Genomic DNA, 14,932 nt, shown 5'->3' on the forward strand with positions numbered 1-14,932 from the left:
CGCCGTGGTCGCGTGTCGTCCGCCTCGGCCGTCCCCGCTGCATCGACTCACGAGTTCCTGCCGGATCGCCGCCGCGGAGGCGGCAAGAACACGTGACTCGATGCGGCGCGTCGCGAGGATCGGCGCGGACCCCCTCTGGTAATCCCGGGCCGACGGGTACACGATGGACGGACAGATCCGCACCGGCGCGGGAGGCCACATGAACTCGGCATCGACCCCGACCCATCGGACCATCGCCCTCGTGGGCGGGGCAGGCTCGGGCAAGACGACACTGGCGGAAGCCCTGCTGTTCCGGGCGGGCGCCATCGGCAGAGCAGGTTCGGTGGAGCAGGGGAACACCGTCTGCGACCACGAGCCCGAGGAGATCGCGCGAGGCACGACCCTCGGGCTCTCCCTTGCCCACTTCGACTGGACCGGCCCCGACGGCACGGCTCACGCGGTCACGCTCGCCGACACCCCCGGCCATCCCGATTTCGTCGGCGGCGTCGACACGGCACTGGCGGTGGCGGATGTCGCGCTCATCGTCGTGAGCGCGGTCGACGGCGTCACGGCGGGCACCCGGTTCGCCTGGGCGGCGGCCGAGGCCGCGGGCGTGCCGCGCATCGTGGTCGTGACGCAGGAGGACAAGGCGCGCGCGGACTTCCGCCGCGTGCTCGGCGAGCTGCACGCGGCGTTCGGCGACCGGCTCTGGGCGCTCGAGCTGCCGCTCGGCGAGGAGCAGGCGTTCCGCGCCATCGCCGACGTGCTGAGCGAGCACGCCCTCGTGTACGACGACTCGGGTCGCCACCATGACGAGCCGCTGCCGCCCGAGGCGGAGGCCGAGGAGCATCGGATGCACCTCGAGGTGACCGAGGAGATCGTCTCGCACGACGACGAGCAGCTCGAGGCCTACCTCGAGGGCAGGGAGCCGCCGGCCGAGGACCTCGAGCGCACCTTGGCCACGGAGGTCGCGACCGGCGAGGCGGTGCCCGTGGTCGTGGCATCCGGTGTCACCGGGACGGGCATCGACCGCGTCGCCGACCTGCTCTGCGCGCTGTCGCCGTCGGCGCTCGACCACGACGGCAGGATCGTGATCGGCGGCTCGGCGCCCGGCGACGACGATGCCGATGCCGCGGCGGGCACCGAGCACCGCGTCGCGCCGAGCCCGGGCGGGGAGACGCTCGTGCACGTGTTCCGCACGGTCGCCGACCCGTTCGTCGGGCAGGTCTCGATGCTGAAGGTGCTGTCGGGTGTGCTGCGCACGGGCGACAAGCTGCGCAACGCGACGACCGGCGCCGACGAGCGCATCCACGGGCTGTTCCGGCTGCGCGGTGCCGAGCACCTGCCCGTCGGCGAGCTCCGTGCCGGCGAGGTCGGCGCGGTCGCCAAGCTCACCGGATCGCCGTCGGGATCGCTGCTCTGGTCGCGTTCGAGCGGCACCGCGCGTCCGGCGCAGCTGCCGCGGCGCGCGCCCGTGTTCGCGGTGAGCCTCACGCCCAACTCCCAGTCCGACGACGAGAAGCTGTCGACCGCGCTCGGTCGCCTCCTCGCCGAGGACCCGACCCTCGTGGTCGAGCGCGCCGGCGGCCAGACGATCCTGCGCGGGCTCGGCGACACGCACGTCGCGGTGGCGGTCGAGCGCCTCGCCCGCATCTTCGGCGTCAACGTCACGACCGGTCCCGCGCCGGTGGCGTACCGCGAGACGATCGCCGGACCGGCCCAGGCCGAGGGCAAGCTCAAGAAGCAGTCGGGCGGGCACGGCCAGTTCGCGGTCGTGCAGCTGCGGGTGTCCCCGCTGCCTCCGGGCGACGGCTTCGAGTTCGTCGACAAGGTCGTCGGCGGTTCGGTTCCCCGCGCGTACATCCCGGCGGTGGAGAAGGGCGCACGCGACGCGCTCGCGCAGGGCGGGCCGCAGGGGCATCCGGTCGTCGACGTCAGGGTCGAGCTCTACGACGGCAAGTCGCACTCGGTCGACTCGTCGGAGATGGCGTTCCGCACGGCCGCCGCGATGGGGGTGAAGGCGGCGCTCGCCGAGGCCGGCACGGTCGTGCTCGAGCCGGTGTCGCTCGTGACGGTCACGGTGCCGTCCGACCTGCAGGGGACGGTGCTCACGGACCTCTCGGGCCGGCGCGGCCGCGTCAGCGCGACGGAGTCCGCCGAGGACGGACGCGCCCGCGTCGTGGCGACCGTGCCCGAGGCCGAGCTCGCCCGCTACGTGCTCGACCTGCGCTCGATGACGGGCGGCCAGGCCGAGCTCACGATCACCCCCGACCGCTACGCGAAGGCGCCCAGCACGGCGAAGGCCTGAGTCCCGCCGAGCGGATGCCGCCCCGCGACCGAGCCGATCGGATGCCGCGTCAGTAGCCCCCCGCGACGAGGTGCTGCGCGGCCGTCGCGAGTGCGTCCGCGACCTCTTCGGCGCCGTCGCGCAGCACGCCGACGGTGACGCGGACGAAGTCGCCGTCGCGGCGCGAGCGTGCGCCGTTGCCCGACGTCGCGGCATCCGATGCGGCGAGGAACGGCGTGCCCGCCGCCACCCGGATGCCGGCCGCGGCGAGCTGGACGAGCGCCGACCGCTCGCTCAGCACCGGCACCCACATGTTGATGCCGTCGGCCGGCGCGACGGCGACGCCGCGCTCGCGGAGTGCGTCGCCGAGCGCGCGCTGCCGCGTGTAGTACTGGCGCCGCGCCTCGGCCACGGCGTCGATCGAGGCGCCGTCGGTGAGCAGGTCGAGCAGGATCGTCTGGAGCATGCGCGACGTCCAGCCGGGTCCGAGCATGCGGCGCGCCATGATGCGCTCGATGAGCTGCCGCGGGCCGCCGAGCGCCGCGATGCGCAGGTCGGGCCCGTGCGACTTCGAGAAGCTGCGCACGTGCACGACGCGGTCGGGCAGCCACGCGCCGAGCGTCACGTCGCCCTCGGTCGAGATGAGGCCCGAGTGGTCGTCCTCGATCACGACGAGGTGGTCGGCGTCGTCGCTCGATCGGATGACGCGGGCGAGCTCCCCGGCCCGCTCGACCGTCATCGAGGCGCCGGTCGGGTTCTGCGCGCGCGGCTGCAGCAGCAGCGCGACCGGCCGTCGCGCGAGCGCCGACGCGAGCTCCCCGGGCAGCATCCCGTGCTCGTCGAGCGGCACGGGCACGGCCTCGGCGCCGAGCGCGTCGAGCAGGTCGAGGAACGGCGGGAACCCCGGATGCTCGACCACCACGAGATCGCCGAACCGCACGACCTGGTCGAGCGTACGGGAGATCGCGTCGAGCGCGCCGTCGACCACCACGATCGCCTCGGCGCGCGACGGCCATGACGTGGCGAGCACGCTCGCGAGGCCCGGGATGACGGGCTCGTCCTGATAGCTCCCGGTCTCCGCGCGCGCCGAGACGCGCGACAGCGCGGGGCCGAGCGCGGGCAGCAGCAGCGGGTCGGGCGTGCCGCGCGAGAGGTCGAGGCGCACCGGGTCGTGCGGCGCCGCCATGCCGCGCATCCGCGGGGCGAGCCGAGCGGATGCCGCGCCGCGAACGAAGCTGCCGGCCCTGCCGCGCGACTCGATGAGCCCGGCGCGCGACAGCGCCTGCCATGCCTGGCTCACGGTCGCGGGGCTCACGCCGAGCGCGCCCGCCAGCTCCCGGACAGTGGGCAGGCGGTCTCCGGCGCCGAGGTCGCCGGCGTTCACGAGCCGGGCGATGACCCCGGCGATGCCGCGGGGAGTCGTGTCGGGGAAGTCGGCGAGCGCGGTGAGCGCAGGGGCATCCACTCGGACCTCGGTCATGTGCGCACCACACGAATACCTGACACGAACCATTGCCTCCTCACGGAGCACGCGACATCATGATTAATCACAACGTCACAATGTGAAACATAAGAGAAATGTTCACGCCGAACAATAACAGAACGGGTCGCACGGTCCGTTCGGCAGTCCCTCGCACCACCACCCTCGGCGTCGACGCATCGCCCGGTGACCCCTGCGCACGAGTCCCATGCCAGGAGCACCGAGCGGACGGCAACGGCGCCGACCGACTCAGGAGGCAACATGACGATCGTCCGAGCGGCCATCACGCAGACGACCTGGACGGGCGACAAGGAGTCCATGCTCGACAAGCACGAGCAGTTCGCCCGCCAGGCGAAGGAGCAGGGAGCCCAGGTGATCTGCTTCCAGGAGCTGTTCTACGGGCCCTACTTCGGCATCACCGAGGACGTGAAGTACTACGACTACGCCGAGCCCGCCGACGGGCCCGTCGTGCAGCGCTTCGCGGCGCTCGCGAAGGAGCTCGGCATGGTCATGGTGCTGCCCATCTACGAGGAGGAGCAGCACGGTGTCTACTACAACACCGCGGTCGTCGTCGACGCCGATGGCACGATCCTCGGCTCGTACCGCAAGCACCACATCCCCAACCTCGACAAGTTCTGGGAGAAGTTCTACTTCCGTCCCGGCAATCTCGGCTATCCCGTGTTCAACACGGCCGTCGGCCCGATCGGCGTCTACATCTGCTACGACCGGCACTTCCCCGAGGGCTGGCGCGAGCTCGGCCTCAACGGCGCGCACATCGTGTTCAACCCGAACGCGACGAAGCCCGGCCTCTCGAACCGCCTGTGGGAGATCGAGCAGCCGGCGGCCGCCGCGGCGAACGGCTACTTCATCGGCGCCGCCAACCGCGTCGGGCTCGAGGACAACGAGTACGGCGACCTCGCCGTGAACTTCTACGGCAAGAGCCAGTTCGTGGACCCGCAGGGCAACATCGTGGGCGACTACGGCTCCGAGACCGACGAGGAGGTCGTGGTGCGCGACCTCGACATGGACATGATCCGCGACGTGCGCAACGCGTGGCAGTTCTACCGCGATCGCCGTCCCGACTCCTACAAGTCCATCCCGAAGCCGTAACCCGACGAGCCACGCGAAGGAGCGAACCAATGGCGACGACCCTCATCACCGGTGGCACCGTCGTGAGCGCCACCGGGCGCGCCGCAGCCGACGTCCTCGTCGACGGCGAGACGATCCGGGCGGTGCTCGAGCCCGGCAGCACGCTGCTGGGCACGGATGTCGCGGCATCCGTCGATCGCGTGATCGACGCGACCGGCAAGTACGTCATCCCGGGCGGCATCGACGCGCACACGCACATGCAGCTGCCGTTCGGCGGCACCGAGGCATCCGACACCTTCGAGACCGGCACGCGGGCCGCCGCCCACGGCGGCACGACGTCGATCATCGACTTCGCCGTGCAGACGTACGGCCAGCGCGTCGAGGACGGCCTGGCGGCGTGGCACGAGAAGGCCGCCGGCAACTGCGCGATCGACTACGGGTTCCACCAGATCGTCGGCGACGTGAACGAGGCCTCGCTCGAGGCCATGCGACGCCTCCCCGACGAGGGCGTGTCGAGCTTCAAGCTCTTCATGGCCTACCCGGGCGTCTTCTACTCGGACGACGCGCAGATCCTGAAGGCCATGCAGGTCTCGCGCGACACGGGCATGCTCACGATGATGCACGCCGAGAACGGACCGGCCATCGACGTGCTCGCGCAGCAGCTCGTCGACCAGGGCAAGACCGACCCGTACTACCACGGCATCGCCCGCGCCTGGGAGATGGAGGAGGAGGCCACCCACCGCGCGATCATGCTCGCCAAGCTCACGGGCGCCCCGCTCTACGTGGTGCACGTGTCGGCGAAGCAGGCCGTCGAGCAGCTCGCCTGGGCGCGCGACAAGGGGCAGAACGTCTACGGCGAGACCTGCCCGCAGTACCTCTACCTCTCGCTCGAGGAGCAGCTCGGCGCTGAGAGCGCGCAGTGGGGGCACTTCGAGGGCGCGAAGTGGGTGTGCTCCACGCCGCTGCGCTCGCGCGAGGAGCGGCACCAGGACGCGATGTGGCAGGCGCTGCGCACGAACGACCTGCAGATGGTCTCGACCGATCACTGCCCGTTCTGCATGAAGGACCAGAAGGAGCTCGGCCTCGGCGACTTCCGCAAGATCCCGAACGGCATCGGCTCGATCGAGCACCGCATGGACCTCATGTACCAGGGCGTCGTGACCGGCGAGATCACGCTCGAGCGCTGGGTGGAGCTCACGAGCACCACGCCCGCGCGAATGTTCGGGCTCGCCGGGCGCAAGGGCGTCATCCAGCCCGGTGCCGACGCCGACATCGTCGTCTACGACCCGAACGGGCACACCTCGATCGGCCTCGAGAAGACCCACCACATGAACATGGACTACTCGGCATGGGAGGGCTACGAGATCGACGGGCACGTCGACACCGTGCTCTCGCGCGGCAAGGTCGTGGTCGACGGCGACGAGTACCTCGGCGCGAAGGGCGACGGGAAGTACCTGAAGCGCGGGCTCAGCCAGTACCTCATCTAGTCCGGTGGTCGAGTAGCGAGCGCAGCACGCGTATCGAGACCTGGGAAGGGAACACCATGGAATTCGGAGCGGTCCTCCAGACCAACCCGCCGGCGTCGCGCACGATCCAGCTCGCGAAGCTCGCGGAGGTCCACGGCTTCTCGCACGTGTGGACGTTCGACTCGCACCTGCTCTGGCAGGAGCCGTACGTCATCTACAGCCAGATCCTCGCGCAGACCCAGCGCGTGAAGGTCGGGCCGTTCGTGACCAACCCCGCGACGCGCGACTGGACCGTGACGGCGTCGGTGTTCGCGACGCTCAACGAGATGTTCGGCAACCGCACCGTGTGCGGCATCGGGCGGGGCGACTCGGCCGTGCGGGTCACGAACGGGCGGCCCACGACGATGGCGGAGCTGCGCGAGTCGATCCACGTGATCCGCGAGCTCGGCAACTCGCGGTCGGTGGAGTACAAGGGCTCGACGATCCAGTTCCCGTGGAGCCGGGGCTCCGAGCTCGAGGTGTGGGTCGCCGCCTACGGCCCGATGGCGCTCAAGGTCGCCGGCGAGGTGGGCGACGGGTTCATCCTGCAACTCGCCGACGTCGACATCGCCGCCTGGATGATCAAGCACGTGCGGGATGCCGCGGAGGCCGCGGGCCGCGACCCGATGTCGGTGAAGTTCTGCGTGGCCGCGCCGTTCTACATCGGCGACGACTGGGAGCACATGCGCGACCAGTGCCGCTGGTTCGGCGGCATGGTCGGCAACCACGTCGCCGACATCGTCGCGAAGTACGGCATGCACGGCACGGTGCCCGACGCGCTCACCGAATACATCAAGGGCCGCGAGGGCTACGACTACAACGAGCACGGGCGGGCCGGCAACGTGCACACCGAGTTCGTGCCCGACGAGATCATCGACCGGTTCTGCCTGCTCGGCACGGCCGACCAGCACCTCGACAAGCTCAAGCAGCTCGCGGAGCTCGGCGTCGACCAGTTCGCCGGGTACCTCCAGCACGACAACAAGGAGGAGACGCTGCGCGTGTACGGCGAGACGGTGATCCCCGCCATGACCGAGCACATCACGGCGAAGGCATGACGACGGCGACCCCGGCGACCAGGCGCGCACGTCGATGGCGCGCGGTGCTCTGGGGCGCGCTCGGCATTCTCGCGCTCGCCGCGCTCTGGGAGCTGTACAAGCTCGTCGGGCCGGCCGACGGCTGGCTCGTCGGCGCGCAGGAGGGCGTGACCGGCAGCGGCATCCGCCTGCTGCCGCGCACGAGCGACCAGGCCATGCCGCACACCTGGGACATGCTGGCGCGGGCCGTCGAGCCGGTGACGCGGGCGCAGGGCGCACTTCCGCTCGGGGTCGTCGTGCTCCTCGCGGCACTCGTCAGCCTCGGCGTCGCGGCGCTCGGCTGGCTGGTCGGGGTCGTCGTCGGCTTCGCCCTGGCGCTGCTCATGCTCGGGTTCCGCATCGCCGAGCGGGCGGTGCTGCCGTTCGTCATCCTCAGCCAGACCGTTCCGCTCATCGCGCTCGCGCCGCTCATCCGCAACTGGGGATCGCGGCTGTCGTTCGGCGACTTCTCGTGGCAGAGCTGGATGTCGGTCGTGATCATCGCGAGCTACCTCGCGTTCTTCCCGGTCGCCGTCGGCGCGCTGCGCGGCCTGCAGAGCCCTGAGGCGGCGCACCTCGACCTCATGCGCAGCTACGCGGCGGGCTGGTGGACCACGCTGTTCCGGCTCCGCCTGCCGGCGAGCGTGCCATTCCTCATCCCCGCCCTCCGGCTCGCGGCGGCGAACGCCGTGGTCGGCACGGTCGTGGCCGAGATCTCGGTCGGGTTCTCGGGCGGCATCGGCCGGCTCATCCTGGAGACCGCCGTCGCCGCCTCGAGCGACCCCGCGAAGCCGTGGGCGCCCATCCTCGGCGCGGTGCTGCTCGGCCTCGTGGCCGCCGGCTTCGTCGCCCTCCTCGCCGCCTTCCTCAGCCCGTTCCGCCGACAGGAGACCGTCGCATGAGCACCCCCGCGCCCCAGCCGACCGCCGGCCCGACGCCCGCCGGCTCCGCAGCCTCCGCTGCCGACGCTGCCGCCGAGGCGACGACGACCGCCGACGCGGCCGAGGCCGTCGTCGTCCGCGGGGTCGAGCGCATCTTCGCCGGCGCGAAGGGCGCGACGGTCACGGCGCTCACGGGCATCGACCTCACGGTGCACGCCGGCGAGTTCGTCTCGCTCATCGGGCCGTCGGGCTGCGGCAAGTCGACGCTGCTCCGGCTCATCGCCGACCTCGACGAGCCGACCGAGGGCGACATCCGCGTCTTCGGCAAGACGGCGCGGCAGGCCCGCGTCGACCAGGCGTACGGCATCGCGTTCCAGCAGGCGGGCCTGCTGCCGTGGCGCTCGGTCGCGGCGAACATCGAGCTGCCGCTGCAGCTGCACGGGGTCGGCGCCGCCGACCGGAAGGCGCGCGTCGCCGAGCTCGTCGAGCTCGTCGGCCTCGCCGACTTCGCCAGGCACTACCCCGACCAGCTCTCGGGCGGCATGCAGCAGCGCGTGGCGATCGCGCGGTCGCTCGCCGAGCGGCCCCGCCTGCTCCTCATGGACGAGCCGTTCGGCGCGCTCGACGAGATGACCCGCGAGCGCATGCAGACCGAGCTCCTCCGCATCCGCGCCGAGACCGGCGCGGCCGTGGTGTTCGTGACCCACTCGATCCCCGAGGCGGTGTACCTCTCCGACCGCGTGGTCGTCATGTCGCCGCGGCCCGGTCGCATCACCGACGAGATCGACGTGCGGCTCGGCGAGGCGGCGGAGCGCGGCGAGGACCTGCGCGAGGACGCCGCGTTCTTCGAGGGCGTCACCGCCGTGCGCGAGGCGCTGCACGGACCCGAGGCCGCGGCCGCGGCCGGAGCCGCCCGAGGGGTGGACGTGCGATGACCGGACTGCCCGACGCCGCCATCGCGACCCAGCTCTCGCCGCCGTCGTCGGCCGCCGCGAAGCGCCGTCGCGGCCAGGACGGCCCGTGGCGGCGGTTCGCCCGGCTCGTGCTGCCGCCGATCGCGCTGTTCATCGTGCTCGTGCTGCTCGTCGAGCTCGTCGTGGTCGCGCTCGGGATCCCGCCGTTCGTGCTCGCCAGCCCGTCGGCGATCTGGGCGCAGCTCGTGCAGTACGCGCCGCAGGTGCTCCAGGCGACCCTCGCCACCGGGCTCAACGCGCTCATCGGGCTCGTGATCGGCGCGGTCATCGGCGTCGTGCTCGCGATCGTGGCGTCGTTCATCCGCGCGATCGACGGCATGCTCGCCCCCATCGTCGCGGCCGTCGCGGTCGTGCCGATCGTTGCCGTCGCGCCGGTGCTGTACACGATGTTCGGGTCGACCTCCGAGGTCTCGCGCATCATCATCGCGTCGATCGCCGCGTTCGTGCCGGTGTTCCTCAACACGCTCCGCGGGCTTCGGCAGGTGCGCCCCGTGCACCGCGACCTCATGCGCTCGTACTCCGCGACCCCGTGGCAGGAGACCCGGTCGGTGACCATCCCCTCCGCTCTCCCGCACTTCTTCACGGGCCTGCGCATCGCCTCGTCGCTCGCGGTCATCTCGGCCCTCGTCGCCGAGTACTTCGGCGGGCCGCGCCAGGGCCTCGGCTCGGCGATCACGACCGCCGCGGCATCCAGCGCCTACGCCCGCGCCTGGGCGTTCGTCATCGGCGCGATCCTGCTCGGCCTCGTCTTCTTCGCCCTCACCAGCCTGATCGAGAGGCTCGCCTCCCGACACCGTTGACCCAGCCACGCCGGGTGACGGAGCCCGGCCCACGCCACCGGCACCCCTGCCGGTCGGATCCGCACCACAGAGCACCATCACCAAGAGAGGGAACGCAGATGAAGCGCAACAGGATCACAGCGCTCGCGGCTGCAGCCGCGGCGACCGCGCTGGCGCTCGCCGGCTGCTCCGGCGGGGGCACCGACGGCGGCGACGCCACCGACGGCGGAGGCGGCGACCTCACGCCGGTGACCCTCCAGCTGCAGTGGCTCACGCAGGCCCAGTTCGGCGGGTACTACCTGGCGAAGGCGAACGGCTACTGGGAGGACCTCGGCCTCGACGTCGAGATCATCCCGGGCGCGGTCGACATCGTGCCGCAGGACGTGCTGGCCGCCGGCGACGTCGACTTCGCCATCGCGTGGGTGCCGAAGGCGCTCGCGTCGATCGAGGCGGGCGCGAAGATCACGAACATCGCGCAGATCTTCGAGCGCAGCGGCACCCTGCAGGTCGCCTGGGCCGACAGCGGGATCACGACGCCGGCCGACCTCTCGGGCAAGCAGGTCGGCAGTTGGGGCTTCGGCAACGAGTGGGAGCTCTTCGCGGGCCTCACCGAGGCGGACGCATCGGGCTACACGATCGTGCAGCAGAACTTCGACATGAACGCGCTGCTGAACAAGGAGATCGACGCCGCCCAGGCGATGACCTACAACGAGTACGCGCAGCTGCTCGAGGCCGTGAATCCCGAGACCGGCGAGCTCTACCAGCCCGACGACTTCTCGGTCATCGACTGGAACGAGGTCGGCACCTCGATGCTCCAGGACGCGATCTGGGCGAACACCGAGCGCCTGGAGAGCGACGAGGAGTACCAGGACACCGCGGTGAAGCTCATCCAGGGCGCCATCCTCGGCTGGATCGACCAGCGCGACGACCCGCAGGCCGCCGCCGACGCGGTGACCGCCGCCGGATCGACGCTCGGCACGAGCCACCAGCTCTGGATGGCCAACGAGATCAACAAGCTGATCTGGCCCTCGAGCGGCGGCATCGGGCACATCGACGAGATCGCATGGGATGCCACGGTCGAGATGGCGCTCGGCACCAAGAACCAGGACGGCGCGCAGGTCATCACGACCGACCCGCCCGACACGGCGTACACGAACGAGTACGTCGACCAGGCGCTGGACAACCTCGAAGGCGACGGCGTCGACGTGCTCGGCGAGTCGTACGAGCCGATCGAGGTCACCCTCGAGGAGGGCGGCAACTAGATACCACCGGTGATCGAGTAGCGCCGCCGTCAGGCGACGCGTATCGAGATCCACCACGGGTCTCGATACGCGTCGGGCTCCGCCCGGCGCTACTCGACCACCGGCCGACAAGAAAGGCACCGAAGCCATGACCGAGAACCTCGCCGAGGACCTCGACGAGCTCGCCCGCACCCTCGACCGCGACCACGTGTTCCACTCGTGGTCCGCGCAGTCCCAGCTCTCGTCGCTCGTGGTCGCGAGCGGGCGCGGATGCCGCGTCTGGGACCACGCCGGACGCGAGTACCTCGACTTCTCCAGCCAGCTCGTGAACGTCAACATCGGCCACCAGCATCCGGCCGTCGTGCAGGCGATCCGCGAGCAGGCGGAGCTCATCACCACCATCGCGCCGTCGACGGTGAACCTCGCCCGCGGCGAGGCCGCCAAGCGCATCATCGGCCACGCGCCCTCCGGCTTCCACAAGGTGTTCTTCACGAACGGCGGCGCCGACGCGAACGAGAACGCCATCCGGATGGCGCGACTGCACACCGGCCGCGACAAGATCCTCTCGACGTACCGCTCGTACCACGGCAACACCGGCGCGGCGATCGTCTCGACGGGCGACTGGCGCCGCATCCCCAACGAGTTCGCGCGCGGCCACGTGCACTTCTTCGGCCCGTACCTCTACCGTTCCGAGTTCTGGGCGACGACGCCCGAGGAGGAGTCGGAGCGCGCGCTGCACCACCTGCGCCGAGTGATCGAGGCGGAGGGCCCGTCATCGATCGCGGCGGTGCTGCTCGAGACCGTGCCCGGCACGGCCGGCATCATGCTCCCGCCACCGGGGTACCTCGCGGGCGTCCGCGAGCTCTGCGACCGCCACGGCATCCTGCTCATCCTCGACGAGGTGATGGCGGGCTTCGGCCGCACCGGCCGCTGGTTCGCGTTCGACGGCTACGACGTGCGGCCCGACCTCATCACCTTCGCGAAGGGCGTGAATTCGGGCTACGTCCCGGTCGGCGGGGTCATCATCTCCGACCCGATCGCCGCGACATTCGACGACCGCGTCTTCCCGGGCGGGCTCACGTACTCGGGGCATCCGCTCGCGATGGCCTCGATCGTCGCCGCGCTCGACGCGATGGAGTCCGAGGGCGTCGTCGAGAACGCGCGTGCCATCGGCGAGACCGAGATCGGCCCGGCGCTGGTCGAGCTCGCCGAACGTCACGAGGTCATCGGGGAGGTGCGCGGCGAGGGCGTGTTCTGGGCCGTCGAGCTCGTGGCCGACCGCGAGACCCGCGAGCCGCTGCCCGCGGCCGCCATGGGCCGCATCAAGTCCGGACTGGTGGCGCGCGGGCTGCTGCCGTTCATCCAGGACAACCGCATCCACGTGGTGCCCCCGTGCGTCGTCACGGTCGAGGACGTCGCCCAGGCGATGCCGATCTACGATGAAGTACTGAGCACCGCACTCGAAGGAGAGGGCTGACTCATGAGCCAGACACTGACCGAGAACCAGACGTCGGCCGCCACGACGACGACCGTCGAGCACTGGATCGACGGGGCATCCGCGCCGGGTGCCTCCGACCGCACGGGGCCCGTCTACAACCCCGCACGCGGCGTCGAGACGAAGCGCGTGCGCTTCGCCTCCACCGAGGACGTCGACCTCGCCGTGCAGGCCGCCGCCCGCGCGTTCCCTGCGTGGCGCGACACCTCGATCGCCAAGCGCCAGCAGGTGATGTTCAAGTTCCGCGAGCTGCTGAACGCGCGCTCCGGCGAGCTCGCCGACATCCTGACGAGCGAGCACGGCAAGGTGACGTCGGATGCCGCGGGCGAGATCGCGCGCGGACTCGAGGTCGTCGAGCTCGCCTGCGCGATGCCCGGCTACACCAAGGGCGAGTACTCCGAGAACGTCTCGACGGGGATCGACGTCTACACGACGCGCCAGCCCGTCGGCGTGGTCGGCATCATCAGCCCGTTCAACTTCCCGGCCATGGTGCCGCTGTGGTTCTTCCCGCTCGCGATCGCGACGGGCAACACCGTGGTGCTGAAGCCGTCGGAGAAGGACCCGAGCGCGTCGGTGTGGCTGGCGAAACTGATGCAGGAGGCCGGGTTGCCCGACGGCGTGCTCAACGTCGTGCACGGCGAAAAGGTCGCCGTCGACGCGCTGCTGCACCACCCCACCGTTCGCTCGATCTCGTTCGTCGGCTCGACGCCCATCGCGCAGTACATCTATTCGACGGCCACGGCCAACGGCAAGCGCGTGCAGGCGCTCGGCGGCGCGAAGAACCACATGCTCGTGCTGCCCGACGCCGACCTCGACCTCGCGGCCGACGCCGCCGTGAACGCGGGCTTCGGCTCGGCGGGCGAGCGCTGCATGGCGATCTCGGCCGTCGTCGCCGTCGACTCCGTCGCCGATGAGCTGGTCGACAAGATCGCCGAGCGGATGTCGCGGCTCACCACCGGCGACGGCACCCGCGGCTGCGACATGGGCCCGCTCATCACGCGCGAGCACCGCGACAAGGTCGCCGGGTACCTCGACGTCGCGGCATCCGACGGCGCCACCGTGGTGGTCGACGGACGCGACCCCGAGGTCGACGGCGAGCCCGACGGCTTCTGGCTCGGGCCGACCCTCGTCGACAAGGTGCCCACGTCGTCGGCGGTGTACCGCGACGAGATCTTCGGGCCGGTGCTGTCGATCGTGCGCGTCGACGGCTACGAGGACGGCCTCGACCTCATCAACTCGAGCCGGTACGGCAACGGCACCGCGATCTTCACGAACGACGGCGGCGCCGCGCGGCGCTTCCAGCGCGAGGTGACGGTCGGCATGGTCGGCATCAACGTGCCGATCCCGGTGCCCGTGGCGTACCACTCGTTCGGCGGCTGGAAGGACTCGCTGTTCGGCGACGCCAAGGCCTACGGCCCGCGCGGGTTCGACTTCTTCACGCAGGAGAAGGCGATCACCTCGCGCTGGCTCGACCCGAGCCACGGCGGCCTGAACCTGGGGTTCCCGCAGCACGACTGATCGACCGCGACTGCGGCCGGCTCCCGCGCGGGGCCGGCCGCATGCGATGATCTCGGCAAGGAAAGGACGTCCGTGAACGTGACCCTGCCGACGACGAGGGGCCTGGTCGGCTCAGCGGCGATCGCCCTGCTGACCGTCGTGCTCGTGGGTTGCGCCCCGGCAGGCTCCGGCGGCAGCCCCACGCCATCGAGCACCACGCCGGCCGAGTCCACCGAACCGTCGCAGAGCACGCCGTCGTCCGACGGTTCGGGCATCCGCATCACCTGCTTCTACCCCGACGGCACGGAGGTCGGCACGTTCTCACGACTCGAGGAGGCTTGGGCGTCCACGAACTACGTGCGCATCGACTCGTGCGAAGCGACCGCGTCCGGCGACGGAGAGCTGTCGGAGGAGCAGCAGGCCGTCGCCGACGTCGCCGCTGCGGACCTTCCCGGCGTCGATCCGACGGATGCCTACCTGGCGACGGTGGCCGCCTGCGTGCGCCTGAACGCCGATGACCTGGCCGGTGCCCCGAGTTCGGTCCTCGAGGCCACCACGCTGCTGTGTCCCGAGGCACCCCAGGCCGGCCTCATCCAGGACGAGCTGGCCGCCCGCGGATCCGGCTGACCGTTCGCGTCGGCACTCGACCGAG

12 protein-coding genes are annotated in these 14,932 nt (G+C 71.2%); 11 read left to right on the plus strand and 1 reads right to left on the minus strand.

From position 1 onward, the window contains the following. Positions 1–199 precede the first annotated feature (199 nt). Positions 200–2,287, plus strand: a complete 2,088-nt coding sequence (locus ACWEOH_RS09545) for an elongation factor G (protein ID WP_452030353.1) — start codon at positions 200–202, stop codon at positions 2,285–2,287. A 49-nt stretch (positions 2,288–2,336) separates the two neighbouring features. Here ACWEOH_RS09545 and ACWEOH_RS09550 read toward each other — a convergent pair whose 3' ends face one another. Beyond that, positions 2,337–3,746 (minus strand): aminotransferase-like domain-containing protein, encoded by a 1,410-nt coding sequence (locus ACWEOH_RS09550; RefSeq protein ID WP_452030354.1) that lies wholly within the window; start codon positions 3,744–3,746, stop codon positions 2,337–2,339. 261 nt (positions 3,747–4,007) lie between these two features. On the opposite strand from ACWEOH_RS09550, the gene ACWEOH_RS09555 reads away from it, so the two are divergent. The 10 genes from ACWEOH_RS09555 to ACWEOH_RS09600 all read left to right on the plus strand — a co-directional run bounded on the left by ACWEOH_RS09555 (position 4,008) and on the right by ACWEOH_RS09600 (position 14,907). After that, positions 4,008–4,856 carry a nitrilase-related carbon-nitrogen hydrolase gene (locus ACWEOH_RS09555; protein ID WP_452030356.1) on the plus strand — a complete coding sequence of 283 codons (849 nt, stop codon included), beginning with the start codon at positions 4,008–4,010 and terminating at the stop codon, positions 4,854–4,856. Positions 4,857–4,885: 29 nt separating this feature from the next. Beyond that, complete coding sequence (gene hydA / locus ACWEOH_RS09560; RefSeq protein ID WP_452030358.1) at positions 4,886–6,322, plus strand: dihydropyrimidinase; 1,437 nt, start codon at positions 4,886–4,888, stop codon at positions 6,320–6,322. Positions 6,323–6,378: 56 nt separating this feature from the next. Continuing rightward, complete coding sequence (locus ACWEOH_RS09565) at positions 6,379–7,395, plus strand: TIGR03842 family LLM class F420-dependent oxidoreductase (RefSeq protein WP_452030359.1); 1,017 nt, start codon at positions 6,379–6,381, stop codon at positions 7,393–7,395. After that, entirely contained in the window at positions 7,392–8,315 is a 924-nt protein-coding gene (locus tag ACWEOH_RS09570) for an ABC transporter permease (RefSeq protein WP_452030361.1), read from the plus strand. Before ACWEOH_RS09565 ends, ACWEOH_RS09570 begins: the two co-directional genes overlap by 4 nt. Continuing rightward, positions 8,312–9,229: an ABC transporter ATP-binding protein gene (locus ACWEOH_RS09575; RefSeq protein WP_452030363.1), complete on the plus strand. Its 918-nt coding sequence runs from the start codon at positions 8,312–8,314 to the stop codon at positions 9,227–9,229. Before ACWEOH_RS09570 ends, ACWEOH_RS09575 begins: the two co-directional genes overlap by 4 nt. Continuing rightward, positions 9,226–10,068: an ABC transporter permease gene (locus ACWEOH_RS09580; RefSeq protein ID WP_452030364.1), complete on the plus strand. Its 843-nt coding sequence runs from the start codon at positions 9,226–9,228 to the stop codon at positions 10,066–10,068. The genes ACWEOH_RS09575 and ACWEOH_RS09580 overlap by 4 nt, the downstream gene beginning before the upstream one ends. A gap of 98 nt (positions 10,069–10,166) precedes the next feature. After that, the gene (locus tag ACWEOH_RS09585) at positions 10,167–11,309 is read left to right on the plus strand and encodes an ABC transporter substrate-binding protein (RefSeq protein WP_452030366.1); all 1,143 of its coding nucleotides are present in this window, start codon (positions 10,167–10,169) and stop codon (positions 11,307–11,309) included. 127 nt (positions 11,310–11,436) lie between these two features. Beyond that, entirely contained in the window at positions 11,437–12,765 is a 1,329-nt protein-coding gene (locus ACWEOH_RS09590) for an aminotransferase class III-fold pyridoxal phosphate-dependent enzyme (protein ID WP_452030368.1), read from the plus strand. 3 nt (positions 12,766–12,768) lie between these two features. Further along, entirely contained in the window at positions 12,769–14,301 is a 1,533-nt protein-coding gene (locus ACWEOH_RS09595; protein ID WP_452030370.1) for a CoA-acylating methylmalonate-semialdehyde dehydrogenase, read from the plus strand. A gap of 72 nt (positions 14,302–14,373) precedes the next feature. Beyond that, positions 14,374–14,907 carry a hypothetical protein gene (locus ACWEOH_RS09600; protein ID WP_452030372.1) on the plus strand — a complete coding sequence of 178 codons (534 nt, stop codon included), beginning with the start codon at positions 14,374–14,376 and terminating at the stop codon, positions 14,905–14,907. Positions 14,908–14,932 lie beyond the last annotated feature (25 nt).

This window comes from Agromyces sp. NPDC004153, assembly GCF_053603635.1.

Excerpts from the sequence above, each read along its gene's own strand:
- ACWEOH_RS09545 (WP_452030353.1), top strand. The coding sequence starts at position 200 with ATGAACTCGGCATCGACCCCGACCCATCGGACCATCGCCCTCGTGGGC.
- ACWEOH_RS09575 (WP_452030363.1), top strand. The coding sequence starts at position 8,312 with ATGAGCACCCCCGCGCCCCAGCCGACCGCCGGCCCGACGCCCGCCGGC.
- ACWEOH_RS09580 (WP_452030364.1), top strand. The coding sequence starts at position 9,226 with ATGACCGGACTGCCCGACGCCGCCATCGCGACCCAGCTCTCGCCGCCG.
- ACWEOH_RS09565 (WP_452030359.1), top strand. The coding sequence starts at position 6,379 with ATGGAATTCGGAGCGGTCCTCCAGACCAACCCGCCGGCGTCGCGCACG.
- ACWEOH_RS09555 (WP_452030356.1), top strand. The coding sequence starts at position 4,008 with ATGACGATCGTCCGAGCGGCCATCACGCAGACGACCTGGACGGGCGAC.
- ACWEOH_RS09595 (WP_452030370.1), top strand. The coding sequence starts at position 12,769 with ATGAGCCAGACACTGACCGAGAACCAGACGTCGGCCGCCACGACGACG.
- ACWEOH_RS09550 (WP_452030354.1), bottom strand. The coding sequence starts at position 3,746 with ATGACCGAGGTCCGAGTGGATGCCCCTGCGCTCACCGCGCTCGCCGAC.
- ACWEOH_RS09590 (WP_452030368.1), top strand. The coding sequence starts at position 11,437 with ATGACCGAGAACCTCGCCGAGGACCTCGACGAGCTCGCCCGCACCCTC.
- ACWEOH_RS09585 (WP_452030366.1), top strand. The coding sequence starts at position 10,167 with ATGAAGCGCAACAGGATCACAGCGCTCGCGGCTGCAGCCGCGGCGACC.
- ACWEOH_RS09570 (WP_452030361.1), top strand. The coding sequence starts at position 7,392 with ATGACGACGGCGACCCCGGCGACCAGGCGCGCACGTCGATGGCGCGCG.
- hydA (WP_452030358.1), top strand. The coding sequence starts at position 4,886 with ATGGCGACGACCCTCATCACCGGTGGCACCGTCGTGAGCGCCACCGGG.